This is a genomic window from Klebsiella sp. GG_Kp175 (genome assembly GCF_040062325.1).
GTDB lineage: Bacteria > Pseudomonadota > Gammaproteobacteria > Enterobacterales > Enterobacteriaceae > Klebsiella > Klebsiella quasipneumoniae.
In genome coordinates, this window is sequence record NZ_JBEAFX010000004.1 from 296,714 (window position 1) to 323,562 (window position 26,849).

The 26,849-nt window shown below is 54.3% G+C and carries 31 protein-coding genes and 3 pseudogenes; 23 read left to right on the forward strand and 11 right to left on the reverse strand.

Annotated elements, in window-relative coordinates:
• Positions 1–15: 15 nt before the first annotated feature.
• Positions 16–558, reverse strand: a complete 543-nt coding sequence (locus ABLU73_RS10170) for a HutD family protein (protein WP_348850175.1) — start codon at positions 556–558, stop codon at positions 16–18.
• A 209-nt stretch (positions 559–767) separates the two neighbouring features.
• Here ABLU73_RS10170 and ABLU73_RS10175 point away from each other — a divergent pair, with 209 nt between their 5' ends.
• From ABLU73_RS10175 to hutH, 5 genes are read left to right on the forward strand one after another with little or no spacing between them, the layout of a single operon-like run.
• Positions 768–1,613 carry a transporter substrate-binding domain-containing protein gene (locus ABLU73_RS10175; protein WP_264923530.1) on the forward strand — a complete coding sequence of 282 codons (846 nt, stop codon included), beginning with the start codon at positions 768–770 and terminating at the stop codon, positions 1,611–1,613.
• A gap of 11 nt (positions 1,614–1,624) precedes the next feature.
• Positions 1,625–2,338, forward strand: coding sequence for an ABC transporter permease subunit (locus ABLU73_RS10180; RefSeq protein WP_264923529.1), 714 nt, complete (start codon positions 1,625–1,627; stop codon positions 2,336–2,338).
• A gap of 15 nt (positions 2,339–2,353) precedes the next feature.
• The gene (locus ABLU73_RS10185) at positions 2,354–3,085 is read left to right on the forward strand and encodes an ABC transporter permease subunit (protein ID WP_004203893.1); all 732 of its coding nucleotides are present in this window, start codon (positions 2,354–2,356) and stop codon (positions 3,083–3,085) included.
• A 1-nt stretch (position 3,086) separates the two neighbouring features.
• Positions 3,087–3,881, forward strand: coding sequence for an ATP-binding cassette domain-containing protein (locus ABLU73_RS10190; RefSeq protein WP_017900863.1), 795 nt, complete (start codon positions 3,087–3,089; stop codon positions 3,879–3,881).
• Positions 3,878–5,377 (forward strand): histidine ammonia-lyase, encoded by a 1,500-nt coding sequence (gene hutH, locus ABLU73_RS10195; protein WP_023318042.1) that lies wholly within the window; start codon positions 3,878–3,880, stop codon positions 5,375–5,377. The genes ABLU73_RS10190 and hutH overlap by 4 nt, the downstream gene beginning before the upstream one ends.
• A 29-nt stretch (positions 5,378–5,406) precedes the next feature.
• On the opposite strand, the gene sapF is transcribed toward hutH, so the two are convergent.
• From sapF to sapC, 3 genes are read right to left on the reverse strand one after another with little or no spacing between them, the layout of a single operon-like run.
• Positions 5,407–6,216: a putrescine export ABC transporter ATP-binding protein SapF gene (gene sapF / locus ABLU73_RS10200; RefSeq protein WP_004203898.1), complete on the reverse strand. Its 810-nt coding sequence runs from the start codon at positions 6,214–6,216 to the stop codon at positions 5,407–5,409.
• A 1-nt stretch (position 6,217) separates the two neighbouring features.
• Complete coding sequence (gene sapD, locus ABLU73_RS10205) at positions 6,218–7,210, reverse strand: putrescine export ABC transporter ATP-binding protein SapD (protein WP_004203899.1); 993 nt, start codon at positions 7,208–7,210, stop codon at positions 6,218–6,220.
• Positions 7,210–8,100: a putrescine export ABC transporter permease SapC gene (gene sapC / locus ABLU73_RS10210; protein ID WP_004151901.1), complete on the reverse strand. Its 891-nt coding sequence runs from the start codon at positions 8,098–8,100 to the stop codon at positions 7,210–7,212. The genes sapD and sapC overlap by 1 nt, the downstream gene beginning before the upstream one ends.
• Before the next feature lie 146 nt (positions 8,101–8,246).
• On the opposite strand from sapC, the gene ABLU73_RS10215 reads away from it, so the two are divergent.
• Positions 8,247–9,464 (forward strand): site-specific integrase, encoded by a 1,218-nt coding sequence (locus tag ABLU73_RS10215; protein WP_080892535.1) that lies wholly within the window; start codon positions 8,247–8,249, stop codon positions 9,462–9,464.
• A 220-nt stretch (positions 9,465–9,684) separates the two neighbouring features.
• Here the strand turns inward: ABLU73_RS10215 and ABLU73_RS10220 are convergent, their stop codons facing one another.
• From ABLU73_RS10220 to ABLU73_RS10245, 6 genes and pseudogenes are all read right to left on the reverse strand, one after another.
• Entirely contained in the window at positions 9,685–9,924 is a 240-nt protein-coding gene (locus ABLU73_RS10220; RefSeq protein WP_022631172.1) for a DUF4060 family protein, read from the reverse strand.
• Between the two features lie 40 nt (positions 9,925–9,964).
• Positions 9,965–11,121, reverse strand: a pseudogene (locus tag ABLU73_RS10225) (RecT family recombinase).
• Entirely contained in the window at positions 11,084–14,122 is a 3,039-nt protein-coding gene (locus ABLU73_RS10230) for a RecE family exodeoxyribonuclease (protein WP_080892537.1), read from the reverse strand. The pseudogene ABLU73_RS10225 and the gene ABLU73_RS10230 overlap by 38 nt, the downstream one beginning before the upstream one ends.
• A 137-nt stretch (positions 14,123–14,259) precedes the next feature.
• Complete coding sequence (locus ABLU73_RS10235; protein WP_016946289.1) at positions 14,260–14,415, reverse strand: YdaE family protein; 156 nt, start codon at positions 14,413–14,415, stop codon at positions 14,260–14,262.
• Positions 14,416–14,423: 8 nt separating this feature from the next.
• A complete protein-coding gene (locus ABLU73_RS10240) occupies positions 14,424–14,615 on the reverse strand; it encodes a YebW family protein (protein WP_004179600.1) in 192 nt (63 codons plus the stop codon).
• A 392-nt stretch (positions 14,616–15,007) separates the two neighbouring features.
• The gene (locus ABLU73_RS10245; RefSeq protein WP_223376126.1) at positions 15,008–15,595 is read right to left on the reverse strand and encodes a helix-turn-helix domain-containing protein; all 588 of its coding nucleotides are present in this window, start codon (positions 15,593–15,595) and stop codon (positions 15,008–15,010) included.
• A gap of 113 nt (positions 15,596–15,708) precedes the next feature.
• On the opposite strand from ABLU73_RS10245, the gene ABLU73_RS10250 reads away from it, so the two are divergent.
• The 9 genes from ABLU73_RS10250 (at position 15,709) to ABLU73_RS10290 (ending at position 22,130) form a co-directional block, all read left to right on the forward strand.
• A complete protein-coding gene (locus ABLU73_RS10250; protein ID WP_023313094.1) occupies positions 15,709–15,939 on the forward strand; it encodes a YdaS family helix-turn-helix protein in 231 nt (76 codons plus the stop codon).
• A 2-nt stretch (positions 15,940–15,941) separates the two neighbouring features.
• On the forward strand, positions 15,942–16,478 hold the full coding sequence (locus ABLU73_RS10255; RefSeq protein ID WP_048324700.1) for a toxin YdaT domain-containing protein: 537 nt from the start codon (positions 15,942–15,944) through the stop codon (positions 16,476–16,478).
• 128 nt (positions 16,479–16,606) lie between these two features.
• The gene (locus ABLU73_RS10260; protein ID WP_348850176.1) at positions 16,607–17,401 is read left to right on the forward strand and encodes a ParB/RepB/Spo0J family partition protein; all 795 of its coding nucleotides are present in this window, start codon (positions 16,607–16,609) and stop codon (positions 17,399–17,401) included.
• A 17-nt stretch (positions 17,402–17,418) separates the two neighbouring features.
• Positions 17,419–18,306 carry a hypothetical protein gene (locus ABLU73_RS10265; RefSeq protein WP_170324249.1) on the forward strand — a complete coding sequence of 296 codons (888 nt, stop codon included), beginning with the start codon at positions 17,419–17,421 and terminating at the stop codon, positions 18,304–18,306.
• Positions 18,307–18,308: 2 nt separating this feature from the next.
• Entirely contained in the window at positions 18,309–19,058 is a 750-nt protein-coding gene (locus tag ABLU73_RS10270) for an ATP-binding protein (RefSeq protein ID WP_064185508.1), read from the forward strand.
• Positions 19,059–19,065: 7 nt separating this feature from the next.
• Positions 19,066–19,401 (forward strand): DUF977 family protein, encoded by a 336-nt coding sequence (locus ABLU73_RS10275; protein WP_110198011.1) that lies wholly within the window; start codon positions 19,066–19,068, stop codon positions 19,399–19,401.
• Positions 19,394–19,831: a hypothetical protein gene (locus tag ABLU73_RS10280; protein WP_110216889.1), complete on the forward strand. Its 438-nt coding sequence runs from the start codon at positions 19,394–19,396 to the stop codon at positions 19,829–19,831. Before ABLU73_RS10275 ends, ABLU73_RS10280 begins: the two co-directional genes overlap by 8 nt.
• The gene (locus tag ABLU73_RS10285) at positions 19,831–20,088 is read left to right on the forward strand and encodes a hypothetical protein (RefSeq protein ID WP_032423781.1); all 258 of its coding nucleotides are present in this window, start codon (positions 19,831–19,833) and stop codon (positions 20,086–20,088) included. Before ABLU73_RS10280 ends, ABLU73_RS10285 begins: the two co-directional genes overlap by 1 nt.
• On the forward strand, positions 20,085–22,130 hold the full coding sequence (locus tag ABLU73_RS10290; protein ID WP_110216890.1) for a DNA cytosine methyltransferase: 2,046 nt from the start codon (positions 20,085–20,087) through the stop codon (positions 22,128–22,130). Before ABLU73_RS10285 ends, ABLU73_RS10290 begins: the two co-directional genes overlap by 4 nt.
• Before the next feature lie 812 nt (positions 22,131–22,942).
• Here the strand turns inward: ABLU73_RS10290 and ABLU73_RS10295 are convergent.
• Complete coding sequence (locus ABLU73_RS10295) at positions 22,943–23,179, reverse strand: hypothetical protein (RefSeq protein WP_142668325.1); 237 nt, start codon at positions 23,177–23,179, stop codon at positions 22,943–22,945.
• A gap of 23 nt (positions 23,180–23,202) precedes the next feature.
• On the opposite strand from ABLU73_RS10295, the pseudogene ABLU73_RS10300 reads away from it, so the two are divergent.
• The 8 genes and pseudogenes from ABLU73_RS10300 (at position 23,203) to ABLU73_RS10335 (ending at position 26,682) form a co-directional block, all read left to right on the forward strand.
• Positions 23,203–23,466 (forward strand): annotated as a pseudogene (locus tag ABLU73_RS10300) (DNA polymerase III subunit theta).
• Between the two features lie 106 nt (positions 23,467–23,572).
• On the forward strand, positions 23,573–23,800 hold the full coding sequence (locus tag ABLU73_RS10305; protein ID WP_142668324.1) for a hypothetical protein: 228 nt from the start codon (positions 23,573–23,575) through the stop codon (positions 23,798–23,800).
• A 375-nt stretch (positions 23,801–24,175) separates the two neighbouring features.
• Positions 24,176–24,408: pseudogene (locus ABLU73_RS10310) on the forward strand (DinI-like family protein).
• Positions 24,409–24,516: 108 nt separating this feature from the next.
• A complete protein-coding gene (locus ABLU73_RS10315; protein ID WP_019704502.1) occupies positions 24,517–24,708 on the forward strand; it encodes a hypothetical protein in 192 nt (63 codons plus the stop codon).
• Positions 24,709–24,765: 57 nt separating this feature from the next.
• Complete coding sequence (locus ABLU73_RS10320) at positions 24,766–25,365, forward strand: DUF1367 family protein (protein WP_110216891.1); 600 nt, start codon at positions 24,766–24,768, stop codon at positions 25,363–25,365.
• Positions 25,365–25,571 carry a hypothetical protein gene (locus ABLU73_RS10325; RefSeq protein ID WP_110216892.1) on the forward strand — a complete coding sequence of 69 codons (207 nt, stop codon included), beginning with the start codon at positions 25,365–25,367 and terminating at the stop codon, positions 25,569–25,571. Before ABLU73_RS10320 ends, ABLU73_RS10325 begins: the two co-directional genes overlap by 1 nt.
• 2 nt (positions 25,572–25,573) lie before the next feature.
• The gene (locus ABLU73_RS10330) at positions 25,574–25,870 is read left to right on the forward strand and encodes a DUF1364 domain-containing protein (RefSeq protein WP_048324675.1); all 297 of its coding nucleotides are present in this window, start codon (positions 25,574–25,576) and stop codon (positions 25,868–25,870) included.
• Positions 25,867–26,682 (forward strand): antitermination protein, encoded by an 816-nt coding sequence (locus ABLU73_RS10335; protein WP_048324672.1) that lies wholly within the window; start codon positions 25,867–25,869, stop codon positions 26,680–26,682. Before ABLU73_RS10330 ends, ABLU73_RS10335 begins: the two co-directional genes overlap by 4 nt.
• The last annotated feature ends 167 nt before the right edge of the window (positions 26,683–26,849 follow it).

Consider the following 26,849-nt stretch of genomic DNA (forward strand, 5'->3'; position numbering starts at 1 on the left):
CCTTTTCTCAGCTGATTATTTGAGCGCAATCGTTGCCAGCAGGAGGCGCCCATCGGCACCGGGAGGCCGCAGCTCGCCCGGGGCGTTGCCGCGCCAGCAGAGACCGCTGCCGGCGGCGCAGCGCCGCCCGGCCAGATCCCACTCCCCCTGCAGCACATAAGCGACGCCTTCGGTGGCCGCTCGCTGCCGGTCGCTCACCACTTCAACCTTCGCTGAGGCTCGACCCCGCTGGGTCATGACATTAAAGTCCAGTCCAGGCTCAACGATCCCGACGCTGGACAGCACGCACTCGCCGGGGAATGCCCACGGCTGCCAGAGCGCCAGCGGATGGTCGATCTCCTCCCCGCGCAGCCGTAGCGGTCGCCCCGCCAGCAAGACGATCGTCCGGTCGACCCCGGGGAAGGGGGAGAAAGGGCCATCGGCCTGCAGGGTGGCAATGCTCGCGCGCCAGAGAAAAGGGGCATCTACGGAAGGAACGGCGATAATTTCGCGCGTGGCGCCGGCACCGTTCTTCCACGGCGTGACGGGTAAAGTAGCGTAATCAAAATACGTGATCATAGTTTGCTCGGCGGAAATCTGGAGTGGATAGTATTTGTTACACGCTTGTCTCAATGTGCTTACAAATTATTTACAACAGGGCTCACAAATCCATCATTGAGCGCGTGTGCGGGTTTGTCAATGCTTGTATATACATGAGCAGTCATCTGCGAATTATCTTATCGCCGTGACCAGAGCCATCATGACAAAACGCGATCGGGAGAATGAAAATGCAACAGCGTATTACTTTCCGCCAGGCCTGCCTGGTCACCCTGTTTTCGGGGCTACTGCTGTCTGGTGGCTCAACATACGCTAAAGAGTGGAAATCGATCACCATCGCTACGGAAGGCGGCTATGAGCCCTGGAATCTGACGCTTCCCGGAGGGAAACTCAGCGGCTTCGAGCCCGAGCTAATGGCGAATTTATGCCAGCGAATGCAGATCGAATGCAAACTGGTGGTGCAGAACTGGGATGGCATGATTGCCGGACTTAACGCCGGAAAATATGACGTGATCATGGATGCTATCGTCGTCACCCCAGAGCGTTCGAAAGTAGTGGCCTTTACCCAGGCATACGCTGCCACGCCGGCCTCTTTCATTGCGGTAAAAGGGTCGCTGCTACCGCCGTCCCCGGCGGTCAAACTTCATGATGATGAGAAAGAGATTCAGGCGGCGATTGCGCCTCTGCGCGCGGCGTTGAAAGGGAAAACCATCGGCATCGCTTCCGGCACCGTCTACACCCCGTTTATTGATAAGTATTTCAAGGATATCGCTGACGTCCGGGAATATAACAACTCAGCGGATGCGATCCTCGACCTGCAGGCTGAACGCATCGATGCGGTGTTTGATGATATTACCTTTGCCAACACCACCCTGTCGCGTCCGGAGAATAGCAATCTGGCATTGAGCGGTCCGCTGATGAGCGGCCCAATCTGGGGAGGCGGTGAGGCGATGGGCGTGCGCATTACCGATACCGATCTCAAAGCGAAACTGGATAGCGCCATTCAGGCGGCGCTGGCCGATGGGACGGTAAAAAAACTGAGTGAGAAATGGTTTAAAAGCGACGTGACTCCCTGAGCGAGGCAACCATGTTAAATCTTCTGAGTTTGGGTGAAAACGGGTGGGGGACGCTGATCCTCAGCGCAACGCTGACCACGTTGCTGCTGTCGCTTGCAGCGCTGGCCGTCGGTGCGGGCGTGGGCGGCGTCATCGCCGCCGCGAAATTGTCCCGGCACGCGCCAGCGCGCTGGTTCGGCGCCGCCTGGTCGGTGGTATTCCGCGGTATCCCTGAATTACTGGTGATCTATCTGTTCTATTTTGGCGGCTCAGGGATGATTTCATGGCTGGGTCGCCTGTTTGGCGCAGACGGCTTTATTGAGGTGCCGCCATTTCTGATTGGCGCCCTGGCGATTGGTTTGATCTCCTCCTCGTATCAGGCGGAAGTCTACCGTGCTGCTCGCCTGGCGTTGATGCCCGGTGAAGTGGAGGCAGCTACCGCCATTGGCATGCCGCGCTGGCGGATCCTGCAGCGCATCCTGCTGCCGCAGATTGTCCGTTATTCGCTGCCGGGGTTGTCCAACGTCTGGCAGATGAGCCTCAAAGATTCGGCGCTGGTATCAGTGACCGGGATGGTTGAATTGATGCGCGCCAGCCAGATTGCCGCTGGCTCTACCCGCGATTATTTCCTGTTCTATCTCATCGGCGGCGGTTGCTATTTGATCCTGACGCTGCTCTCTAACCGCGCGTTTACCCGGGCGGAGAGCCATCTGAACCGCGCCTGGCTGCGTCGCAGCGCCGCGTAGGCGTAAGGAGCCCGTATGATTATCGATTTTGCCTTCCTCGGTGAGACGTTGTTGAAGCTCGGCGCGGCGCTGCCGGTGACGCTGGGGCTCTTTATCTGCTCTTTTATGCTTGGCGGCGTGCTGGCCCTTGGCGTTCTGGCGCTGCGAATGAGCCGCTGGCCGCTGGCAAGCGGCTTCGCCAAAGGCTATATCCTGATCTTTCGCGGCTCGCCATTGCTGATCCAGTTGTTTCTCATTTATTACGGGCTGGGTCAGTTTGGGGTGATCCGCCACAGTTTCCTGTGGCCGCTGCTGCGCGAACCCTTCATCTGCGCCGTTCTGGCGCTGGCGCTCTGTACGGCGGCCTATACCGCGGAAATTCTGCGCGGCGGGTTGCTGGCGATACCGCCGGGTCAGATTGAAGCCGGCCAGGCTTGCGGTATGTCGCGCTGGCTGCTGCTGCGGCGGATCATTGCCCCGGTGATGCTGCGCTATGCGCTGCCAGCCTACTCCACGGAGGCCATTTTGTTGGTCAAGTCGACGGCGCTGGCAAGCCTGGTGACCGTCTGGGACGTCACGGGGGTGGCCCAACAGATTATTCAGCGTACCTACCGGACGATGGAGGTATTTCTCTGCGCGGCGGCCATCTACCTGCTGCTCAATTTCATCATTGTGCAGTTGTACGCCCTGCTTGAACGGCGTTTAACCCCGCATACCCGGCCAAATCCGGCGACCGTGTCGCTCAAGCCGATAACCAAAGGAGAGTAAGATGCTCGATTCACGTCCGGTGACCTTATCGGTCAGCGATATTCATAAGTCCTTTGGCTCCCTGGATGTTCTGAAGGGGATCACCATCCAGGCGCAGCAGGGCGATGTTATTTCGATCCTTGGCGCCAGCGGCTCCGGTAAAAGTACGCTGCTGCGCTGCATTAACCTGCTGGAAACGCCCGATGCCGGAGTGGTCAGCGTCGGCGGGGAGACGATTGAAATGAAACACCACGCTCGCGGGCATCGGCTGGCGGCAAATCCCCGGCAGATAGAACGCCTGCGCTCGCGGCTGGGGATGGTCTTCCAAAGTTTTAACCTGTGGTCGCATATGACGGTCCTGCAGAATGTCATTGAGGGGCCGCATTATGTGCTCAAACGCGATAAACGGACCTGCATTGAACAGGCCGAGCAGCTGCTGGAGCGGGTGGGGATGTTGAACCGAAAGGATTTTTATCCGGCGCAGCTCTCCGGCGGCCAGCAGCAGCGCGTGGCGATAGCCCGCGCGCTGGCGATGGAGCCGGACGTCATGCTCTTTGATGAACCCACCTCAGCGCTGGATCCTGAACTGGTCGGCGAGGTGCTAAAGGTGATGCGCAGCCTGGCGGAGGAGGGACGGACGATGCTGGTGGTCACCCACGAGCTGGGATTCGCCCGCCATGTCTCCAACCGGGTGGTCTTTATGCACCAGGGGACGATTGACTGCGACGGCGCGCCTGAGGCGCTGTTTGGCAGCCAGGGATCCGCGCGCTTTAAGCAATTTATCTCCAGCCATCAACAGCCAGGACAGGTCGTATGAAAATGATCCAGTGGGGCGATGCGCCGATACGCTGGCAGGAGGTGGCTTGCGTCGCCCGGGGCGAGGCGACCTTGAGCCTCAGCGACAGCGCCTGGGCGCGTATCGCGCAAGGACGGGCGATCGTCCAGCATATCGTTAAAGCCGGCCAGGTAGCCTATGGGATCAATACCGGGCTGGGGGCGCTGTGCAATATTACGCTGCCGGAAGCACAGCTGCACCAGCTGTCGCGCAATACGTTGCTCAGCCATGCCTGCGGGGTGGGACCGTTGCTGGAGGTCGCCCCAACCCGGGCAATTATGTGCGCCGCGGTGGCCAATTTCAGCCACGGTAAATCCGGGATCTCCGCCGGGATAGTGCAGCAGCTGTTGGCGTTTTTGCAGCATGGCGTCACCCCTCAGGTGCCCTCCCAGGGGTCAGTTGGCTATTTGACGCATATGGCGCATATTGGCCTGGCCCTGATGGGGGTTGGCGATGTGCTGTGGCAGGGGCGAACGTGGCCTGCGGCAGAGGTCCTGTCGCAGCTGAATCTGCAGCCCATCGCGCCGGGAGCGAAAGAGGGGCTGAGTCTGGTCAACGGTACGCCGTGCATGACCGGTCTGGCCTGTCTGGCGTTAGACGACGCCGAGCGCTTAATGGACTGGGCCGATGTAACCGGCGCGATGAGCTTTGAAGCGCTGCGCGGCCAGCTTGTGGCATTCGATGCCGAGATCCTGGCGCTGAAAGCCAGCCCCGGTATCCAGACCAGCGGCCAGCGGCTGCGTGAGCTGCTGGCGGACAGCCCTCTGCTGGCCGAAAGTCAAGGACTTCGCACCCAGGATGCGCTAAGCCTTCGCTCGATGCCTCAGGTGCATGGCGCTTGCCGCGATCAGTTTAGCCACGCGCAGACGCAGATAAATATCGAACTCAACGCCTGTACCGATAATCCGCTGATCCTGGGGACCGTTGAGCAGTGGCGGGTGGTCTCCCAGGCGCATCCGCACGGCGAATCAGTGGCAATGGCCTGCGATTTGCTGGCCATTGCCATGGCAGAGCTGGGTGCTATCGCTGAACGACGCCTTGACCGGCTGGTGAATCCTCTGGTGAGCGGGCTGCCGGCGTTCCTGGTCGCCCGACCGGGCGTGAATTCAGGGATGATGATTGCCCAGTACGTCGCCGCGTCGTTGTGCGCGGAAAACAAGCAGCTGGCGCAGCCAGCGGTGCTGGATAATTTTGTTACCTCGGCGTTGCAGGAGGATCATTTAAGTCTGGGCACCAGCGCTGCGCTGAAACTGCAGCGCCTGCTGGGCAACCTCTATCAGATCCTCGGCATCGAATATTTACTCGCTGCCCAGGGGCTCGATTTTCACGAGCCGCAGAAGCTGGCCGCGGGCACGCGCCGGGCGCGAGACCTGCTGCGCGAAAGCGTGCCTGGCTGGGAGGACGATCGTTGGCTGGCGCCGGACATTGCCAGCGCGGTGGCCATCCTTAAGCGAACCGCTGGCCACGCGCCGGCGTGAGGTCAGCGGGCGAGGTGAATGAGACGACGCTATTTGCCGTCTTTGCGCCAGGCGTCGGCGGTGAGAGCCTCACCGAAATGGCCGGCAATCAGACGTCGGGTCAGGTCGTGCAGCGGTGAGGCCAGCACATCGGCGGTGCTGCCGCGCTCAACCACTTCCCCGTTATGCATCACCAGCACCTGATCGCTGATGTGCTTCATCATGCCCAGGTGCTGGGTGACATAGATGTAGGAGATGCCCTGTTTCTCCTGCAGCTCCAGCATCAGGTTGATGAGCTGGGAGCGCATCGACATATCCAGCGAGGCCAGCGCCTCATCGCAGACGATGACCTTCGGGCGCAGGATCAGCGCCCGGGCGAGGCCAAGACGCTGCTTCTGACCCGGGGCCAGCATATGGGGATAGTAGCTGACGTGGTCCGGCAGCAGGCCGACCATGCGCAGGGTGTCGATGATCTGCTTCTGTCGCGCTTCGGCGTCGAGATCGGTATTCAGCCGCAGCGGAAAATCGAGGATCTGCGAGATGCGCTGGCGCGGGTTTAGCGACGTCGACGGATCCTGAAAGATCATGCGAATTTTCTGGCTGCGGTAGGAGTAATCCCCGAAGGTCAACGGATGGTCGTCGATCAGCACCTCGCCGCTGGTGGGCTCCACCATGCCCGCCAGCATCTTCGCGAGGGTGGATTTTCCGGAGCCATTCTCGCCGATAATCGCCAGCGTCTGCCGTTCGCGCAGGGTAAAACTCAGCGGCTTAACCGCCTCCACCGTCTGGCGGTGAAACCAGCCGGTGCGGTAGCGAAAGGTCTTACTGAGTTGGCGCACTTCCAGCAATGTTTCGACCATTTCACTCTTTCTCCATGTTCAGCGGGAAATGACAGGCGTACAGGTGATTGCGCACCCCGGTAAGACGCGGCGTTTCAATACACTCGCGCTGGGCGTACGGGCAGCGGGGCCCCAGCCGGCAGCCGATGGGCAGCTGCTCCAGCAGCGGGATCGCCCCCGGCAGGGTGTTGAGGCGGCTTTTATGCGGCATGGCGCTGCCAAAATCCGGGATCGCGCGGATTAACGCCTGGGTGTAGGGGTGATGCGGCAGGGTGATCAGCTCTTCGCTGGGCCCGCTCTCCACCGTCTGCCCGCAGTACATGACGTTGATTTTATCCGCCCATTTGCTGAGCATCTGCAGGTCGTGGCTGATCAGCAAAATGGTGGTGTTGTTGTTCTGGTTGAGCCGCGTCAGCAGGCGGATAATCTGCGCCTGAGTCGTTGGCTCCATGGCGTTGGTCGGTTCATCGGCGATCAGCAGGCGCGGCTGGTTGGCCAGGGCGATGGCAATCATCACCTTCTGGCACTCGCCTTCGGTCAGCTGATAGGGGAAGCTGCGCATGGCGTCTTTGTGATCTTTAATTCCGACGCGGTGCAACAGCTCGATGGCCCGACGCTTGCGCCAGCCCAGCCGCTGCCACCAGCGCCCTTTGTAGGTCCAGCCGGGGATACTCTGGATCAGCTGCTGGCCGATGCGCTCAGAGGGATCGAGGCACGACTGCGGCTCCTGGAATATCATTGACACGTTGTGGCCGATCAGCTTTCGGCGCTCGCGGTTCGACAGCCGCAGCAGGTCGATGTCGTCGAAGCGCATGCGGTCGGCCGTGACCCGCCAGTTGTCCTTTGTCACGCCGCAGATAGCTTTGGCGATCAGGCTCTTTCCGGAGCCGGATTCCCCGACCAGGCCACGGATTTCGCCTTCGGTCAGGGTCAGGCTGACGCGATCGACGGCTTTCACCCAGCCTTCGTTGGTTTTAAATTCGATGGTTAAGTGACGAATATCGAGTAACGGCATTATTCTACCCCGGCAATGATCGCCCGGCGAATACCGTCGCCCAGCAGGTTGACCAGCAGTACGCTGAGCATAATCGCGGCCCCGGGCAGCATCACGGTCCACGGCGCAACATAGATAAGCTCCAGCGCATCGCCCAGCATCGCTCCCCATTCCGGCGAAGGCAGCTGAGCGCCGAGGTCAAGAAAGCCCAGCGCGGCGATATCCAGAATAGCCATCGACAGGGCGCGGGTGATCTCGGTCACCAGGCCGGAGGCGATATTGGGCAGAATGGCGAACAACAGAATATTCAGCGTCGACGCCCCGTCGAGGCGGGCGGCGATGATGTACTCTTTCTCCAGCTCATCGTGGACCATGCTGTAGACGGAACGCACCATCCGCGGCAGCAGCGCCAGCCAGACGGCAAACATCGCATGGCTGAGGTGCGGCCCGGCAAAGGCGACGACGATGATGGCCAGCAGTAGCGAGGGGATGGAGAGCAGGGTATCGAGGATATGGTTCATCACCGCCGAGCGCAGGCCGTGGGTCGACCCGGCAATGACGCCCAGCACCAGGCCAAACAGCGTGGCGCCGAGGGTGACGACAAAAGCGCCGCCGACGGTCGGCGCCGCGCCGCTCAGCAGCCGGCTGAGCACATCGCGCCCCAGGTCATCGGTCCCGAGGAAGAAAGAGACTTCGCCATAGCGCGACCACGATGGCGGCAGCAGCTGGTAGCCGAGGAACTGCTGGTCGATGCCGTAGGGGGCGAACCAGCCGCCGAAGACGCAGAGCAGCAGCAGCCCTGCGCAGCCGTACAGGCCGATCATCGCCGTGGTGTCGCCATAGAATTTACGCCATACGGTGCGCAGCGCGCCGGGCGGACGCTTTTCCAGATAAACGCTATCGTAGGGCATATGAATCCGTTTTAAGTTTGTTAGTCATGCTTTAAGTCTTTTAAAAAATCCCGCTAATAACAACATCTTGCCAGCATAGAGTGCTTTAATTTTGTGTGTTCTGCATTGATTTGAAGGTTATCAATTTAAGTAAAATGTGTACACTGATGTGTATATCGTCTTCCGGAGTGTACACATTGCTTACCGACACAAAATTAAGAAAAGCTCTTGGCAAAAAGAGAGACCAGATCGAGGTCATTTCGGACGCTCATGGTCTGAATGTCCGGTTGTCTACTTCCGGCAGTATAACATTCTTTTACCGCTACAGATGGAACGGGAAAGCCGCTCAGCTAACGATTGGCGATTATCCAACCACCTCCTTATCTCAAGCTCGCGAACGTAGACAGCAGTTCAGGGCCTGGTTGACAGAAGGACTCGATCCGAGACGGCAAACAGTTCTGGAGAAACAGAAAAAAGTCGAAGCACTCACCGTTAAAGAGGCTTTCGATTACTGGGAAAAGTATTACTGCATCCCTGAAGGTCTTGTGAAAATCAAGGTTAACCGGCGGGACTTCAATAACCATATAGCGCCTGTGCTGGGGGACATGATTGTTGATCAGACCACTAAAGCGCACTGGCTTAACCTTTTTGATGGCATGGGGCGAAGAGTTGTCACTGGTCAGATGCTGGGGCTGATGCAGCGTACGTTCCGTTTCTGCTCCAATCGAGGGGTAATTAATGTGAACCCAATTGAGAGCCTTAGGCGCTCTGACGTAGGTCTCACAGCATCCGTAAAAGATCGCAGATTGAGTGATGAGGAAATCAAAACAGTTTGGAACATCCTTCCTGAATTGAAGTACAGACAACAGCTGATAATGAAGTTTCTCATAATGACTGGCTGCCGGAGTACAGAGATTAGGACAGCAAGATGGGAGTGGTTCGATTTCCATGAGCAAACGTGGACCATTCCGGCAAGCGATTATAAAACCGGGAAATCGGTCAGAAGGGCACTCCCCGAGGCAGTAGTAAGAATGATGTTAGCAGAGAAGGAAACGTCAGTTTCAAAACACGTTGTGACGCTGTCACGTTACAGAGGGCCAGAAGATGACAGACCGCCACAACAACCAAACGTCGCTCTGTTTTCTGCTCAGATTATAGCTAAAACAGGCATGAAACCCTGGTCTCTCCATGACCTCAGGCGAACAGTGGCGACACGCCTTTCTGAATTAGGTGCGCCGCCACATGTTGTGGAAAAACTGCTTGGCCATCATATGGCAGGTGTCATGGCACGTTATAACCTGCATGATTATCTGGATGATCAGCGTCACTGGCTTGCTGTTTGGCAGGATCACCTTGAGAAGCTGGTTGGTCAGCCTCTGGTTTGATCCCCACGTTATCTTCCCAGGCCAGCAAGTCTGAAAGTCTCCACCTTTTAGGGCTGCCATTTATTTTAGGCTGCGGGAATGGCTGAGCAAAGTAAGAGGGCATCCGGGATGGGGTGCTCCAGAAATAGAGTGTGCTGCGCGATATTTTGTATCTGGACAGAACGTCATCGGTTATCAAAATTTCATCTGATTTATGAGATGTATTAGTCATAAAAACCCCTTAGTTACATTGTCCAGGCAGATGGTGTAGCCGGCGCGCGCAGCTCATGGCTGTGGCCACATAGCTACTTTTTCTATTAACAACTTCTACAGTGATCTTTGAGCCTTGAACCACCACCGTATAAGTTCTCTTCGTTTTCTGTCGCCCGTAAGCTCCATAAAGCTCAACGTGTTTTGCCAGCGCGGCATCGCACGCCTGGCGGCCCAGAGGGGAGTGTCTGCTTCGGTTAATCAATCGCATATACATTCCTTTATCGGGAGAGTTTCCTCTCCCGATCTGGTTAGCCCACGTATTCCGGTTTCATGTCGTCCAGGGTGATGCGGAACTGGTCATACAGTTCATCGCCGAGGTGGCGTTTCGCGCCGTTGAGAATGCCTTCAGCTTTAGCGAACAGTTCGACGGCTTCCGGTTCTCCGGGATTGGGTAGAGAGTTGATCGCGGCCTCAACTTTGTTTCTGGCGTCAACCATGAAATAACGCTGCACGGCTTTACCTTTCAGCTCGGTGAAGAGAACAGTGCCCAGCACAGCTTTCTCTTTATCCAGATCCGCCCTGATGGCTTTTGCTGCATCGACCGATTCGGCGCGCTCAATGCGGTCACGGAAATCATCTGCCAGGGAAATATTGAGAGCTGCATCCTGCGTGCTGGTGGTGATGTCTGTTCCGCTGGTGATCTCTGCCACAGACATTCTTTGCGCCGGCGCCGGGTTTATTTCTCGCTCGGGTCTTTGTTCAACTTCATCCGGGCTGTAAACGCCCAGGATGACTTCCGGGCAGTACAGGCGAGCCCAGTATTTGACGCCCAGATAAGCGATTTGCTGTTTCGGGTTAGAAACCCACAAAGGAGAATTACGTGTGACGACTCCAGAGAGATAAAGTGGCTCCCCCCAAGTGATTTCTGATTCACCGCGCAGAATCGCGCCGACCTGGACGAATAACCCGATTTCGTCCTCATCTGTCCAACCTCGTACACGCTCGGTGACATTGTATTTCCCGTTTTTGCCGTGCTTTTCCCGGGTGACCTCTTGAGTCCTGGTGCAGCGCTCCCAGTCGCCGCCGTAACGATAGTGAAAGCGGCCATGAATGGCGCTTGAGCTGGCGATTACCGCATTGACCAATTGGGCTTCATACCCAAGCACACCGTTTACCAGATGCGTTTTTTGCGCTACTGCGTAGGGATTCATGCCCCATTGCATTGCCTGCATAACGATCGCCATGCAATCGGCTGGTTTACCCGCGAGGTGTGCAGGTACCGTCACCTGAGAATCTGCCATCAGGTTTGCAAATGCCGTTAGCTGGCCGAGCGCCTGCACGTTGAAGATGGCGTTACTGGCAGAAATGGTATTTGGAGCCTGTTGCTCAGTGGTAACAATATTGGTGTTTTCCATCGTCATATCCCCTTATGCCTGTACGCGCAGCGCTTCGAGACGGCGCACATCAAAATCGTTGAGTTCTTCGGCGTAATCCTCAGTGATTGGCGCCGGCCATTCGCCAGTGTCGAAACCGTTCGCGATGGCACGCATTGCTTTGCGATATTCCAGCATGCCGAGTTCCAGCAGTTCTTCGGATGCCTCGATGATGGCGATCCAGTGGTAGTTCTCGTCTTTGTTAACGAATATCCAGAAGAACTGGTCAAGGGCTGCGGTTTCGCAGTACATAGCCGCGCTCAGGTGGTAGTCGCGCTCGATGATTTCCCGGTGCAATTTGGCGCGCAGGCCTTCCTGCTTGATGTTCCACATGCTGATGGTTTTAAGGTCCGCACCGATGCGCAGGCCGCCCATGTCTATCTCAAGGTCAGGACGCACGCGAACTTCCAGCCCGGTTTCCTCATCAATGCCGAAATAGCTCACCTCGACGGCACGGCTCGGGTGCGTCAATAACTTGCCGGCGGTCGGGTGATTCAGGAGTGCTTTCTGAATGGCCAGCGCAGTACTTAGCTGCTGATGGGTAACCAGCACTTTTCCTTCAGGGTTTTCGTGCCATGCATCCAGCAGCTCATCGGCAAACACGGCATCCGGTTTAACCGATTTCACGGCCTGAATCAGATCGGCCTTTGTGCCAGAGACTTTCAGCGGCTGCGCCTTCTGTGCTTCCTGAGCAACCAGGTCAGGGTTAATGATTGCCAGCTGTTCCAGTAAGGCATCGCGGCTGCCGCTGGTTTTCACCTGGGCGGGCAGAGTAGCGTTATATTCCTTGATGCATGCCTTCATTGCGGTAGCGGTTTGCTTTTGACCGTCTTCAATGCGCTGGAACTCAGCAGGCAAAGACATATAACCCTGGCCGGTTTCTTCAACTGATGTACCCAAAGGAACCTGGGCGGGCAGGGTCGCGTTGTATTCCTCCAAGAATCTCTTGATGTCATCTGCGCTGAGCAAAACCGGAAGCCCGTTGTTGTATTCGTCGATAAACGCGCGGATCGTCGCAGTCGTGGTGAAGGCGCCTTCCGGGATTTCCGGCTCGATGCTGAACTCTGTTTCCAGCTGCTCAGGCTGCAGCGCCAGTGCATGCACCAGATTTCCCATATCCAGAACAGGGGAGCGTACCTTCTGGATGGTTTTAGATACGTGGCGTGCCTCGAAATACATCAGCGATACCCGTGCATCTTTAACCATCGTGGAGCTGATACCGTTAGCGGCGTGGTAGATCTCATTTGGCACGCCTTCATATCGACCAGGCTCGAAATACTCCGGCCATGCTGGCGCTGCTTGTTCAGCCACTTCCTCTTCATCGCTATGAGCACTCTCGGAAACCTGGCTTTTCAGCACTTCGGCGGTAAGATCCGGGCAGCGTTCAGCCAGTATTTCTCTCATGTTCACGGCAGTTGTTTGCGCAGGAGGCTCATCAGCGCCTTCGCCTGCTGATACCGCATTATCATTTTCGTCTTCGACCGGCTGAGCCGTTTCCATCTGCACATCGCTGGTGGTTCCTTCTTCGGTAGCATTAGTAGCCGGTGAAGTCATAAGGCCTTCAATTGAAAACATTCCGCCGCCAAGATTGGCAATTTCCGGGGCCCTGGGTTTGGTCAGGTCTTCGGTTATCCACTTCGGATCCGTGGGGTCACTGATGCCTTCGACATATTCACCACGTTCGGCGGCCAGAACCTGATTAGCGTCAGGACGTTTCTTTTGAGCTTCTTTCACCAGTTCGGTGCCAATTACCTGAAAGTCAGTGGAGAGAGTTTCCAGGTCAGGCACACCTTCATCTCCATCGATATCCTTTTTCACAGCGTCCAGAGTGACAGCGGCAGATGAAACATGACCAGCTTTCTCAAGCGTCTCAGCAGAAGGGGTGTCATGCTTATGCTCAGTCAGGTTCGCATTGATATAGGTCTGCAGACTTACCGGGAAATGATGAATATCGCTGGTGGCGCCACGAATAAGGGCAAAAATGGCTGCGCGTGAATAATCCAGGATGCCTGCGACCTTGCGCAGCGCTGCAGACCATTCTTTGAACGGACTTTCTTTCTTCTGAACGATCTCTTTGGCCCGGCGGTGAATTGATGCCGGGAAATTGTAGATATCGAAATCCATTGGCATTGTGGCCAGGGCTATTTCTACATCGAGCGTATCAAGGGTATGGGTGTAGTCAGGGTTACGATCGGTTTTATTACCGCCGCCAGCATTCGTACCTGCATCGGTTTTGAATACCGAAGAAATGCAGTTACCGGCAGCCCATTCCCTGGTGAGAATGCCGCGGTCGATCGCGTTCGTGGCGAACCACAGCTTAGCAAACTGGATACGCTTACCGAGCTCATGCCGTTTCCCTTCCGGGAAGACTTTTTTATTGGCGCTGGTGAATTTCCAGAGCGCCGGCATATCGTATTTTTTGATTTCAGGGACATTCTCGGCGGCCAGAATCAGATCCTGGACGGCTGTGTTATCAGTGTCCATTTCAAGAGCTGACAGCTCCTGCCGGTGAGGCATGCTGATATGATAAACGTGACGTTCTTCGGCCATGTACTGCGCCAGCAGCTGAGCGCGAAAGGGGAGCTCGGCCACGTTAAAAAGCGCGCTGGAATCGTCCTGGTATTCGTCACTACCGAAAGTTTCCACGGTCTCACCTTGTGCCGCGTCGCCATTAGTATTGGCATCAACCAGCTCGCCACTAACGGGCTCAGCGGATACTCCGGCATCATTGATGTGATGCTCCGCAGGCGCCTGACCTGGCTTCAGAGCCCAGGTGCGACCATCGTCGCCGAGCTGGTAGCGTTGGCACCATGAGTAATCGAGAACACCTTCCGCCGGAAGGTCATTGAATACCGGGAAATCGGTGCGAATTGGTTTTTGATAGTCTTTGCCGCGGCCTGTTTCGATCCCAGCGTCTTCCAGATCGACGTCCAGCTGCAGAAGGGCGCGAGCTTCTGATTTATTGGTACGCCAGATTACGGCATCAGCTTTACCCGATTTTTGAGTCGCTTTTATCAGATAAAAATATTCCATGTGATAGCCTCTATTTTGGATGTAGAATCCCCCGGGCCATTGGTAGCGCCCATTTAGGGTGGTCATTGGTTTTGGTAATTTCCGGTGTAACTTTGGTCGGTGGCACCGGACGTACAGCCCGCTTCGGCGGGTTTACGTTAGCCCTCGTGCGCCATCTGGTCGTAAGAGGCGCAACGTTCAGAGCAGTACTCTTTTTCTTTCCGTGCGAGCTGGTTCCCCTGGAGGTACAACAGGGTGCTCACCACTGGTTTTCCCTCGATCGCTTTACGGCAGTAACCGCATTTCTTCTGCATTCTTCCCCCTACATTTGCACCGTGAACCCGGCCGGATGCTCGTCCAGTACGCCTTTCAGTGGATAGCATTCAGCTTTCACGTGTTGCTCTTCTGCGGCTGCCTTGCAGTCATTCTCAGTGTCGTAAACGCCGAGCAGCACATCCTGATTACCGCCCGTCAGCATGCTGACGGTGAGAACCAGGGCAAACATCGTGCTCATGAAGGGTCTCCTTTTTGCGCGAGCATGTAGCACACCCGGCGGATGAAAGCTGACAGCGGACTTAAACGAACAGCCTGCTGACGAGCGGGTTTGCGTGCGAAATCATTCATAGAAACAATCCCCTCAGTGCGCTGATAAGCGCAATCCAGATGAAGAGCCCAATTACTGCCGAAATGACCATGGCTCTGATGCCGTGCTTACTCATTTCAACCTCAGCCATTACGTGGCCAGCGGAACGTTTATCGGAGCAACGCAGCGCGTTGTTGATGAATGAATTAAACAGCAGGTTTAAATTTGCGTCAAGGGCATTTTCAACTTGTAGTTTAATTTTGATCGATGGGCACAAAAAAACCGGCAAGTGCCGGTTTCTGCTCCTACGCAAGGGGCTAGGTCTACTTCTGTTCTTTCAGTTCAAGTAATTCTCTAAAAAGAGACGAGTACTCACTCACTCTGCTGTTAAAAAGTAACAGCATTTCCTTTTGCGCCGATTTTGGCATCTGACGGAAAAGATGTACAAGTTCGATCTCAGTCGAAGATAAGTCCCCAACTAGATTAGATGGTGCTCGCTCTGGATCGTAATCAAGAGAGCCGAAAGGGAGACTGAAGTCGCGTTCAATACGCCTTGCGACATTGTCATTGATTGGTTTCTTTCCTGAAAGGATTTCTTCAAAGAATGGATCATCTTCTATCTTAAGCGAGCCGTTCTCGACATATTGTTTTAGCCTTTTCATTCTGACTTGTTCAATAGTCAAAATGTCATTCGGATCACCATTCAAAAGCCAGTCGATTGAGATTTTAAGGACGTCCGCAATCTGCTGAGCAGACTCTCTCCCCAGCTCTCCCCTGGAGAACCAGTTATTCACAGCTTGCGGAGTCACGCCAACCCTTCTAGCTAATTCTGACTTACTCATCTTCCTGGTTTTAAGCACCTTGGTAAGGCGGTCAGAAAGCATTGGCGGTTTGATGTTTTTTTCTCTCATATCAAGATTATAAACAAATCGTTTAACACCCGAAATAAACTATATGTTGAAATTTCTTTGACTGTTATTTAAACCTGTTGTTTAATTATCGTGTTTCTTCACAGGAGTCATCTATGAAAGCTCTCGACAAAGCCATAAACATTGCAGGGAATGCCAGCAAGCTAGCTGAAAGTTTAGATGTTTCAGCTATGACGGTTAGTCACTGGAAAAATAGAAATTACGGCGTGGTACCGCAAAGCCGCGTTCTCACTATCTTCAAAGCAACCGGAGTGACGCCACACGAATTGCGCCCCGATTTGTACCCGAACCCTACCGACGGTTTGCCGCAGGAGCAGAGGGTATAAACATGCAAACACTTCCCTTTCAACAAAATACCGGATTCAACACCGGCGCTCTGATAAAGCGTAATCAACAGAGAGAGGCGGATAACGACGCAATTCGCTCTGCCGTTCGTGCCTGGGCTGCAGCTGAAGGGCAGGACGTTGTGTCGGCACACATCATCGATGAGTGGCGACAGCAGGGAGGCGAGGAGATCACGTTTCCTGATGACATCAGCCGTGCCCGGCAGAAGCTTTTTCGCTACCTGGACAACCCGGCCGATTCTGAGCGCTATCGCGAGTACGTTCGCCTTCTTACCCCGGCAATCATGGCCGTTCTTCCGCTGGAGTTCCGCCATCGCCTGATGCCCGAAGACAATTTTATGTCCCGTCTGGCTCGTCTGGAAAAAGAAACCAGCGAAGCAAAGATTTCCGTTGCTGTGGGGGCTCCACGCCATCAGAAGCTGAAAGAACTGAGTGAGGGAATTGTCGAGATGTTCCGGATAGACCCTGAGTTAACGGCGCCGCTGATGGCCATTGTCACTTCAATGCTGGGAGTGACGTGATGCTGGAATTCAGAAAGGTGAAAGCCGCGGTGCTGCAACACCTACGGCTTTCGTTGCGAATTAACTGGATCAATTCACAGGGGAAATTATGAACACGAACCAACTGAATTTCAATAACGGGGGCGCCCATGGCTAAAAACTCGATCGACGCGTACGGCGCCAGCGGTAAAAGCAACGTCCTGTTTTTCGAACCGGAAAACCTGCATCTGGTGATCGATACAACACACCCGCTTTACGACGAACGAGTACACCTACCGCTTAATGAAGCTGTGATCCTCAACATCATGGAACTTGGGGTACTCGAACCGATTATCGTGTGGAAGGACCCGGAGACAGGGAAAACCTGCGTGGTGGCAGGTCGGCAGCGCGTAAAGAACGCTAAGGAAGCAAACGCCAGGAGAAAGCGGGCAGGGCTGGAACCTTGGCCTGTACCCGGTATAGCTAAGCGCGGCACAGCAATTCAAATGGCCAAATACATGGTCAGCGAAAACGAGATAACCCAACCAGATACCCCACTGGGCCGGGCCAAAAAAATGGTTCAGCAGATGGAATATGGTCATGACGAAAATGACATTGCCCTGCTTTTTGGCTGCAGCGTAAAAACGGTCCAGGCAACCGTGGCTCTACTGGATGCTACGCAGGCCGTCCAGGCGGCGGTTGAGGCTGGAAAAGTCACTGTCACTCAAGCGCGTCAACTGGTCGATATGCCACCGGAAAAGCAACGGGAAACGGTCAAACAATTAGAGGCAGTGGCAGAGGGTGTAACTGGCCACGAGAAAGCTCGCCGCCAGCGCGCTGTTCTCGGTGACACAAAGCCGCGTCTCAAATCCCGTAAGGAAATTACCCAGCAACTTCAAACCGCCAGCGGCGAATACGCAGCGGCTTTGCGGTGGGTGCTTGGTGATGAAAACACACCAGTTTAAGCAACAACGGGGTCTCTATGCGTGATTACGGCAAGGTGCATACATCATTTTGGATAAGCGATGGAATGCGCCGGGTATCGGATGATGCCAGGTTGCTGGCGCTGTACCTGCTCACCGGGCAACACACAAACATGATCGGGTGTTTCCGACTGCCTGATGGATACGTTTCGGAAGACCTTGCCTGGACTCCTGAAAGGGTTTCGAAAGGGTTTGATGAGCTATCGGCTAACGGTTTCGCAACGCGTGATTCGTCATCGAAATGGGTGCTAATTCGTAACTTTCTGACCTGGAATTCAGTTGAAAACCCAAACCAGGGAATTGCAGCACTTCGTTTGTTTGATCAGGTCCCGGACAAATCTACGGTGAAGCCAGAGCTGGCGCGGGTTTTAGCCTCGGCAATATCCCACATTGGTATCGCAAAACTAAAGGGTTCCGAAAGGGTTCTCGAACCGTTCCTTAACCAGGAACAGGATCAGGAGCAGGAACAGGATCAGGAGGAAGATAGTTCGGGGCATGGCTCCGCCACACCCCCTGACGATCAGAACCAGGACGAAGGCGATAAACCTGAACCTCAAAAAATATACCCGAATGAGTTCGAGCAGGTCTGGTCGGTTTATCCCAAGCGGGCAGGGGGTAACAGCAAATCCGATGCCTTCAAAGCCTGGAATGCCCGAATCAGGGATGGAACCACTACGGCGGAAATCCTCGCAGGTGTGGAGCGTTACGCTGCTTTCGTTAAAGCCGAGGGAATCCTGAACACGCAGTACGTGAAACAGGCGAAAACATTTTTTGGTCCCGGTATGCATTTCAGCGAACCGTGGGCGATTCAGCAGGCGCCAGGAACTCGAGATCCCAATCAGATTTCGGAACCTGACAAAACCATCCCAGCGGGATTCAGGGGGTAGCGATGAAAAACTTTGTTCGTACCGGGAATGCACTGGAGCGATTAAAAAAACTCATTCCCCCTGGCGTTCAGCCTAAATTCGGCAGCGTTGATGAATGGCGTGCCTGGCAAGCCGAAGAAGGCCGTAAGTGCTGCGAGGAACTGGAAAAACAAAACCAGCGCGCACGTGCAGAGAAAATCTTTGGACGTGCAGGAATTCAGGATCTGCACCGCGGCTGCACATTCGCGAACTATCAGGTTGAGTCGGAAGGCCAGCGTCGTGCGCTCTCGATGGCGAAAAGTTATGCGCAGCATTTCGGCTCTGGGTTTGCGAGTTTCGTATTCAGCGGAGCGCCGGGCACCGGGAAAAACCATCTGGCGGCAGCAATCGGAAATCACCTGCTGGCTGGTGGCCGCTCTGTGCTGGTGGTAACCATTCCGGATCTTATGCTGCGTGTTCGGGAATGTTATGACGGCGGGCAGTCAGAGGCGTCCTTGCTGGACGACTTGTGCCATGTGGACCTGCTTATTCTGGATGAGGTGGGTATTCAGCGCGGAAGCAGCGGTGAAAAAGTCATCCTGAATCAGGTTATCGATCGCCGGCTGTCCTCCATGCGACCTGTCGGCATCCTAACCAACCTGAACTATGAATCGCTGAAGGAAACACTGGGTATGCGGATCCTTGACCGTCTCCAGATGGACGGCGGTATGTGGGTGAATTTTGAATGGGACAGCTATCGCAAAAACGTGCGCCATTTGCGTGTCGTTAAGTGAGGTATGTATGGCTAGAGCATTGTCAGCAGTTGAGCGCAGAGAGTACGTCCGCGCAGTGATTCGGATCACGAGGCATCAGGGGCGCCTTACGACCACCGAGGCAATGAAAAAACTGGGGCTGAGCCGCGCTACTGTCCAGCGGTATTTTTCCGAAGCAGAAGCGACTGGCGAGGTTGTCCGGCATGGTCGTTTGGGGCTGTTCCGCGATCAGCGGGCCGTCATCGACTTTGACATGAAGCGTTTTGGCCTGGTGCCGAAAGTTGCTGTTGGGATGAATTACAGCCTGCTTGGCAGTCCTGTTTTTCAGCGAGTTTTAGATGTTCAGGAGGCTATTCATGACTAATAACACCGAACTGACTAGCATACAAAAAAACGCAAATATTCACCGTTTGTCCAGACTCATTGCCTACGCATCTAACGACGAATTGCGGCAAATGGCTGTTGAAGTTGAGCATTACACGGATCAGCTCATAGAGGCGCTGGAGAAGGCGCAGGGGATGGAAGCCTACTGGAAAACTCAATGCCGGGGGATAACAGACCACTGCGAGGAGTTGCAGGCGCGCATCGCCGAGCTAGAGCGCGAACAGGAGCAACTTCGCCCGGTAGGTGTGATGAGCGAGAAAGCATTTCACCGTCTTGAAAACAGCGAATGTCGCTTTATTGCGTTGTGGCCGCGCCCTGGTATCTTTTTGCCGCGCAAGCGCCCCGAGGACGGCGTGATCGTTTATGCGCGTACAGCTGCTGCCGCTGGCATCAAGGTGGAGGCTGAGTGATGGACTCTTCACTGGAATACGCCTGCAAACGCCTGCAGGAACTGGAAAGCCTACTGCTGGTGGATGTGCCTGAAACAGTATGGCCAGCGGAAGTCAGCATGGTCTTCGCTCAGATTGAAAAAGCCGGGACACTTCCGGCGCACCACCAGCGCCGACTGCAGCACCATATCAACCGTATGTGGCTGGAAAAAATGCCGGTACCGTCAATTATCGCCGCGGCTGGTTCGCTGGCCTGTGCCATGGAGAAATATGCGTGAAAGATAGCGAAATCATCGTTGATAACTTTGCTGGTGGCGGCGGCGCCTCAACGGGCATCGAGCTGGCGATTGGGCGCAGTGTGGATATTGCGATTAACCATGACCCGAACGCTGTAGCTATGCATACCACCAATCACCCGGACACGCTGCACTATTGCGAATCGGTTTACGAAGTCAGGCCAAAGGTCGCGACCGCTGGCCGCCCGGTAGCGCTGGCGTGGTTTTCACCAGATTGCCGTCACTTTTCAAAGGCGAAAGGAGCTAAGCCGGTAGAAAAGGCAATTCGTGGGCTGGCGTGGGTTACTCTTCGCTGGGGGCTGGATGTTGACCCTCGCGTGATGATGCTGGAAAACGTTGAAGAATTTAAAACGTGGGGTCCGCTTATTGAAATCCCTCCGAAGCCAGATTTACCTCATGAAATGATTGGTAGTTTTATTGGTCCCGTTTACCCTGGCTACAGCCGTCCGGATCCGGCGCGCGTCGGCGAAACATTCCGGGCATTTGTCGACATGCTGACAACCGGGATCCCGGCGAACCATCCAGCTCTGGCTGAATGCTGCGAATTTCTGAATATTTCGCTGGATAGCGAGGAAGCCACACGGCTGGTAAATGGTCTGGGTTATACCGTTGAGTATCGGGAACTGCGCGCCTGCGATTATGGCGCGCCAACAATTCGAAAACGATTTTTCATGGTCATGCGCCGGGACGGGCAGCCGATAGTCTGGCCCGAAGCCACGCACGGGGATCCTAAATCGCCCGCGGTGCAGGCAGGCAAGCTGGCGCCGTGGCGCACAGCTGCAGAATGCATCGACTGGTCCATCCCAGCCCCGTCAATTTTTGGCCGCAAAAAGCCGCTGGCGGAAAACACACTCCGGCGCATTGCCCGGGGAATCCAGCGCTTCGTTATCGACAGTGCCGAGCCGTTCATCGTGAAGTGCAACCACACAACGACGAAAGGGCAGTACGATTGTTTTCGCGGGCAGTCGATGACTGGGCCGCTGCAGACGATTACGAAAACCCACGGTTTTGCCGTCGCGGTACCACACCTAACCAAGTTTCGCACCGGCGCCACCGGGCAGCCAGTCACCGAACCGGTACCCACGGTGACCGCCGGTACGTCAAAACGCCCGGGCGGCAATGGTCATGCGCTGGGGATTGTTGAGGCGGGCCTTGTCCCGTTCCTCGCTGGCAACGGTGGCAGCGAATACCAGGCTAAACCGCGCCCGCTTGATAAACCCGCCCACACAATCCTGAAAGAGTCGCGCGCCTGTGTCGTCACTCCGGTTATCGCCCGGCAATTCGGTGCCAGTGTCGGCCACCGTGCCGACGAACCAAGCGCAACAATCACCGCGGGCGGCGGCGGGAAATCGCAACTCGTGACGCCAACGCTGATTCAGATGGGTTACGGCGAACGACCGGGGCAGGAACCGCGCGTGCTGCAACTGGACAACCCGCTGGGTACTGTTACCGCCGGCGGCAATAAATTCGCGACGGTGAGTGCATTTCTGGCAAAACACTACGGCGGCAACTACACCGGGCCCGGCGTGGGGCTGGATGAGCCTGCGCATTCAGTAACAACTGTCGATCACCATGCCGTGGTTGCTTCTCACCTCGTGAAACTACGTGGCTCTTGCCGTGATGGTCAGCGTACTGATGAACCTATGCCGACAGTCACAGCTGGTGGCCAGCACGTGGGGGAGGTCAAAACCACGCTGGCGGTCGAGGACTACGACGAAGAGCGCGCGCAGCAGGTGCTGGCGTTCCTGCAGGAATACTGTGGAGAGGAATGCACCGGTCTGGTGGAAATCGCCGGGGTAACTTACCGCATTATTGATATCGGCATGCGTATGCTTCAGCCGCATGAGCTCTACCGCGCGCAGGGCTTCCCAGAATGGTACATCATCGATCAGGATTACCGCGGGGTGAAGTATGCGAAGGATAAGCAGGTCGCGCGCTGTGGTAACGCCGTTCCGCCGCCGTTTGCAGAAGCACTGGTGAAAGCTAACTTGCCCGAGATGTGTAGGGCGAGGGAGGCCGCATAAGCACTTGGAAAAGAATATAAAACCCGGCAATTAGTGCCGGGTTTTGGTGCTCACAGCAGATTGGAAGTCTGGTTGTGAGAGAGATGTTTTCTTTACTTGGCCCAAAAATGATAGGTCGGAATTTCTCTCTTTTCAATGGAATATTTCATTTCTTAGAAGATTAGAGATGAAAAATATTATTGATATGTCATTGAAATCAGTCGTGAGCAACGCATTACTTGCGTGATTTTGCATTCAAGACGGGCTAGATTATTCATAGTCCTTATCTGAAACGGGTGGAGCTGTTCAGATACCTTCGCGGAGGGGTGCTTTCTTTACTTGGCGTGCAGATAGCCGTTGCTTGAGGAAGATTTAAAGGGCAGCAACGGGCTCTCCTCCACTACCCGTAACTTCTTTTATAAGGTAAGTGGATATGGTAAATGTTCTTCATTATATACAGTTCGCGACTACCCTGATCGAGGCGGTAACTAACCTTGTGCAGGTAATTCAAGAATTATTTCAGATACTACCTCCAATTGTTTAGGTGGTATATAAGGTGAAAAAGGCCGAGCTTAAGCTCGGCTTTTTTACGTTTACTAAACGGCTAAGCTGGAAAATTCTGCTGAGAATAGCTAACCGATTGTTGGTGGGGTGACCCGCGAGATTCGAAATTGTGAGTTTGGGCTACTTTCTGCTACAGATAGCACAGGAGGTAGTTATTCTCATTATATGAAGCGTTACAGGGAAGTAGTAGCCCCGCGGGAGAATGGCGTCGCCTAAATCCCTCGCAGAACGTAAAGCCTCACTTCTCTGATAAGTGATAGGTAATTACATCACTTACTGTCTTTTGTAAGCAGCCAGGTAATGGCAAGGACGCCGATTATCTGCACCATCAAGTACAATGGCTCAACTGCAGAAGGGAAAACACTATTATCATCAAAACCAACATTCCAGATAAATTGATAGGCAAAACCAAAGTTAGAATCACCATGAACTAAGGACGTTGGCACCACTACAAACATGCATACGATAACACAGCAGGCGATAATTCTTATTGTCTTTTTGTTCATGGAAAAACTTATAAAATGAAGTGATTGACTATGTTAGCTGGAATATATCATCAAAGCAGAAAGGCGAACAGGACAAGGTTAACGTCGACCTTGCCGCGTCCAGCGACGCCTACAAAGATCGCCGGAATCATTCGGTTGTCGCCGAAGTCGTGATGCGGTAACAGTCCGAGCATCCACGGGATTATTTCACGGAGCGCGTCCGCTACTATCGAGAGCAAAGCACCCAGCTCCCGCGCGCCAGCGACCCGCGCTATCTGGAAATGGCAGAGCAGAATGCCAAGAAATAGCCATTTTCTCGTATATGCTCATTTTGCTTTTATCCCCGGGACGGGCGATAATTACCTAGTCAGTCTGGACAACTGACAACTTTACCCCGGCGCCAAGTGGGGACACATGGCGCACAAAGTAAACAACATCCGGATTAAAGATTTGTATGCAATAACCCTTCTGATCGTGATGATTGTTCAGGTTGTTGTAGTAAATGCAGTATTTGTCTGCGTGGGGCTTGGGCTTCTTGGACTATCTGATGAAGCCCTGACGATTTTCGCGGGATGCTCAATGCCTCATATCTGTGGTCTTGTTTACTGCGTTATCCAATCCGTTTTCCGGGCAAAAAAATGAAAAGCCTTCTCTTCGGAGAGGGCTTTTTTATAGTTGATTAAAATGAAAATCTACGAGGATCGGGGTTTTCGCAGCGGTAGATAATCGACATGTATTCCTGCAGTGTGAAGTGCGCTAAAGACAAGCAGGTTGCGCGTAGTGGTAATGCGGTTCCTCCGCCTTTTGCTAAAGCGCTGGTGAGGGCTAATTTACCGGAGATGTGCCTGAAAAAAGACATTGCAGCATGATAAAACCCGCTTCGGCGGTTTTTTTAATATGGAAAAACATCAATCTAAACATAAGCATGGTGTTGGTAAAAAGTGCTGCAGAGGGGTTGAACATTTCATGCAACCGGTATACTGTTTATTTATACAGTCTCTGTGTGAGGTGCTAACCATGAAAGTAGAAGTCACCATTGATAAACAAAAAAACTTCCTGACGGTGCCATACCTGCGCTTGAGCAAGAATTGCTGCGCCGCTTGTCCCAGTCTTATGATGACTGCAAATTAACCATTCGACACACAAGCAACGATGGCCTTAGCGTTTTGGGTGGCGCTGATGGCGATAAGAAACGCGTAGAGCAAATCCTGCAAGAGACGTGGGAAAGCGCGGACGACTGGTTTTACTGATTCACCTTTTGGTGGCTGGCATTTCCCAAAGTATCGCAATAAGCGTGTCCCTTTGATGCTGTCGCCGGACTATATTTTTTGCGTCTGTATGTCGCTCAGGGGGATGAAGTGGAGCTCGATATCGCCGAAGTGGTGGACATTATCAGGCAGGGCGGGAAGTTTTTAATTTCGAGTGATGGAGGGAAAATAACCGGACTCGAAAAGGTAAGAAAAAGTCAGTTTTTGCTAACGATTGAAGAGTTTAAAGAGCTAGCTAAAGAAGCTGGCTGCATTGACGAAACCGAGAGTAAGCTGCAATAATTTACCTGCCGCCTGAACAACGGCAACGGAGCATCTCAGCGCCACGGAGTGAAACCCATGGCGCAGCAATTACACCTTATAAAACATACCCAAGGAATTCTAATCCCTGCCACGCAGGAGACCAGCGATTTCTTGCAATCAAAATGCAAGCTCGGCGCCGTTCTGGAGGCCGACTTTAAGCTTGTCCGCAATCCGGCGTTTCACCGCCGTTACTTTGCTTTACTCAATCTAGGTTTTGAATATTGGGAACCTACCGGCGGGGCGATTTCGTCTAATGAGCGCAGGCTTATCACAGGTTACGCCAAATACCTTGCTGCATATGGCGGGAGTGAATCGGCGTTACTTGATGCCGCCGGGCAATATCTCGACCGAATAGCCGAGAAGCGATCTGGCTCTATCAGTATTTGCAAATCCTTCGATGCTTACAGGGCGTGGGTCATCGTTGAAGCCGGCCACTATGACGCTATACAGCTGCCTGACGGCACGCTGAAAAAACACCCTCGCAGCATTTCTTTCGCAAGCATGGACGAATGCGAATTTCAGGAACTGTACAAATCATCGCTCGATGTTCTCTGGCGGTGGATCCTCTCTCGTTCGTTCAACAGCCGGCAGGAAGCTGAGAACGCCGCCAACCAGCTTTTAAGCTTCGCGGGGTGATGCCGATGAAACGCTCATGGTTTCACCATCAGGAATGCACAACGCAGCAGGCCGAAGAATTGGTGGCGAGATATCGTCAGCGGGGCGTAAAGGTCGAACGAAGCTTAAACCCTGACTTTATGACATGGACCGTCAGCGCGCAGCTGGTGGAGGACAAATATCCGCCGCGGCCAGACTCTCGCTGGCGCAACAGGATGTGGGGGTGAGTATGGCGAATCTTCGCAAAGCGGCCCGAGGCCGCGAATGCACAGTGCGGATCCCCGGGTATTGCAATGGCAATCCGGAAACCAGCGTGTTGGCGCACTACCGCCTGGCGGGTACCTGCGGAACTGGATGCAAGCCGGACGATACACAGGGCGCTATAGCCTGCAGTGCTTGCCACGATCTCATTGATGGCAGAAAGAGAACCACCGATTACACCCGCGACGAACTGCGCCTGATGCATGCGGAAGGCGTGATCAGAACATTGGCTATATGGAAAAAAGAGGGGTTACTGAAAGTATGAAACTCGAAGCATCCTTGAAACATTTCAGCCCTCAGGGTATGCACATCAGCGACGATGTGAAAAGCACATCACCTGACCGTCTCAACGGTACGGATGTTATGGCTGGTATTGGGGTGACAAGCAGCAGGGCAAGGTTCGGACTGGCAGCGTTCTTTGGAAAGACTGGCATCAGCAAGACAGATGAGCAGTTGGCCGTCCAGGCGCTAGCGCGGTATGCGATTGAAACCGCACCGAAGAACATACGTAAAACAGCGGGTAAAGAGCTGGGGCGCTGTTGCCTGATTTTAGCGCAGTTTGCTTTTGCGGAGTATTCCCGGTCCGCGCAAACAACGGGAGTCTGCAAGGTATGCAGTGGCACCGGAAAGATTGAAACCACTACCACGGAACGCAAAGTTTCTAATCCGTGGGGCAAAGCACCATATTGGGCTAAAAAATCCCGTGCTGTCTGTCCTTCCGACTGGGATAAGTGGACTGAAGTAACAGCCGTCTTCAGCGCTAAGTGTGAAGCCTGTGACGGTAAGGGGAAAATAAACGCTCGCTGCCGCTGTGGTGGTTCTGGCCGGGTTCTGGACCGCAAAGCGACAAAAGAGCAGGGAGCACCGGTATATAAAATCTGTGAACGCTGTTCGGGGAATGGCTTTTCAGCGATGCCGTCTACTGCTGCTTATAAAGCGATTCTGACGCTTATCCCAGACCTGCACATCAGAACATGGACACGCAACTGGAAACCTTTCTGCGATGCGCTGGTGGACCTGTGCTGGAAGGAAGAGGAGAGGGCAGATAAAGAGTTTCAACGAGCAACAGCTGATTGAGTAAATGGGCGCATTATTTTGCATTTTAAGCGCACGATGCTTGATTTTGTCCGAAGTTGTCGTGTATATTTTAAATCGTGGAATAAAACGCCTGAGCGAAAACATTCATATAAACCCTGCTTCTGCAGGGTTTTGTGTTTTTGAAAACAAATGCCTGAAATCGGCTA

Excerpts from the sequence above, each read along its gene's own strand:
- ABLU73_RS10180 (WP_264923529.1), top strand. The coding sequence starts at position 1,625 with ATGTTAAATCTTCTGAGTTTGGGTGAAAACGGGTGGGGGACGCTGATC.
- ABLU73_RS10305 (WP_142668324.1), top strand. The coding sequence starts at position 23,573 with ATGGCGCACAAAGTAAACAACATCCGGATTAAAGATTTGTATGCAATA.
- ABLU73_RS10245 (WP_223376126.1), bottom strand. The coding sequence starts at position 15,595 with ATGAGAGAAAAAAACATCAAACCGCCAATGCTTTCTGACCGCCTTACC.
- hutH (WP_023318042.1), top strand. The coding sequence starts at position 3,878 with ATGAAAATGATCCAGTGGGGCGATGCGCCGATACGCTGGCAGGAGGTG.
- ABLU73_RS10185 (WP_004203893.1), top strand. The coding sequence starts at position 2,354 with ATGATTATCGATTTTGCCTTCCTCGGTGAGACGTTGTTGAAGCTCGGC.
- sapC (WP_004151901.1), bottom strand. The coding sequence starts at position 8,100 with ATGCCCTACGATAGCGTTTATCTGGAAAAGCGTCCGCCCGGCGCGCTG.
- ABLU73_RS10230 (WP_080892537.1), bottom strand. The coding sequence starts at position 14,122 with ATGGAATATTTTTATCTGATAAAAGCGACTCAAAAATCGGGTAAAGCT.
- ABLU73_RS10220 (WP_022631172.1), bottom strand. The coding sequence starts at position 9,924 with ATGCGATTGATTAACCGAAGCAGACACTCCCCTCTGGGCCGCCAGGCG.
- ABLU73_RS10215 (WP_080892535.1), top strand. The coding sequence starts at position 8,247 with ATGTGTATATCGTCTTCCGGAGTGTACACATTGCTTACCGACACAAAA.
- ABLU73_RS10275 (WP_110198011.1), top strand. The coding sequence starts at position 19,066 with ATGGCTAGAGCATTGTCAGCAGTTGAGCGCAGAGAGTACGTCCGCGCA.
- ABLU73_RS10255 (WP_048324700.1), top strand. The coding sequence starts at position 15,942 with ATGCAAACACTTCCCTTTCAACAAAATACCGGATTCAACACCGGCGCT.
- ABLU73_RS10270 (WP_064185508.1), top strand. The coding sequence starts at position 18,309 with ATGAAAAACTTTGTTCGTACCGGGAATGCACTGGAGCGATTAAAAAAA.
- ABLU73_RS10250 (WP_023313094.1), top strand. The coding sequence starts at position 15,709 with ATGAAAGCTCTCGACAAAGCCATAAACATTGCAGGGAATGCCAGCAAG.
- ABLU73_RS10170 (WP_348850175.1), bottom strand. The coding sequence starts at position 558 with ATGATCACGTATTTTGATTACGCTACTTTACCCGTCACGCCGTGGAAG.
- ABLU73_RS10260 (WP_348850176.1), top strand. The coding sequence starts at position 16,607 with ATGGCTAAAAACTCGATCGACGCGTACGGCGCCAGCGGTAAAAGCAAC.
- ABLU73_RS10330 (WP_048324675.1), top strand. The coding sequence starts at position 25,574 with ATGGCGAATCTTCGCAAAGCGGCCCGAGGCCGCGAATGCACAGTGCGG.
- ABLU73_RS10280 (WP_110216889.1), top strand. The coding sequence starts at position 19,394 with ATGACTAATAACACCGAACTGACTAGCATACAAAAAAACGCAAATATT.
- ABLU73_RS10320 (WP_110216891.1), top strand. The coding sequence starts at position 24,766 with ATGGCGCAGCAATTACACCTTATAAAACATACCCAAGGAATTCTAATC.
- sapF (WP_004203898.1), bottom strand. The coding sequence starts at position 6,216 with ATGGTCGAAACATTGCTGGAAGTGCGCCAACTCAGTAAGACCTTTCGC.
- ABLU73_RS10335 (WP_048324672.1), top strand. The coding sequence starts at position 25,867 with ATGAAACTCGAAGCATCCTTGAAACATTTCAGCCCTCAGGGTATGCAC.
- ABLU73_RS10240 (WP_004179600.1), bottom strand. The coding sequence starts at position 14,615 with ATGAGCACGATGTTTGCCCTGGTTCTCACCGTCAGCATGCTGACGGGC.
- ABLU73_RS10235 (WP_016946289.1), bottom strand. The coding sequence starts at position 14,415 with ATGCAGAAGAAATGCGGTTACTGCCGTAAAGCGATCGAGGGAAAACCA.
- sapD (WP_004203899.1), bottom strand. The coding sequence starts at position 7,210 with ATGCCGTTACTCGATATTCGTCACTTAACCATCGAATTTAAAACCAAC.
- ABLU73_RS10295 (WP_142668325.1), bottom strand. The coding sequence starts at position 23,179 with ATGAACAAAAAGACAATAAGAATTATCGCCTGCTGTGTTATCGTATGC.
- ABLU73_RS10175 (WP_264923530.1), top strand. The coding sequence starts at position 768 with ATGCAACAGCGTATTACTTTCCGCCAGGCCTGCCTGGTCACCCTGTTT.
- ABLU73_RS10285 (WP_032423781.1), top strand. The coding sequence starts at position 19,831 with ATGGACTCTTCACTGGAATACGCCTGCAAACGCCTGCAGGAACTGGAA.
- ABLU73_RS10325 (WP_110216892.1), top strand. The coding sequence starts at position 25,365 with ATGCCGATGAAACGCTCATGGTTTCACCATCAGGAATGCACAACGCAG.
- ABLU73_RS10265 (WP_170324249.1), top strand. The coding sequence starts at position 17,419 with ATGCGTGATTACGGCAAGGTGCATACATCATTTTGGATAAGCGATGGA.
- ABLU73_RS10190 (WP_017900863.1), top strand. The coding sequence starts at position 3,087 with ATGCTCGATTCACGTCCGGTGACCTTATCGGTCAGCGATATTCATAAG.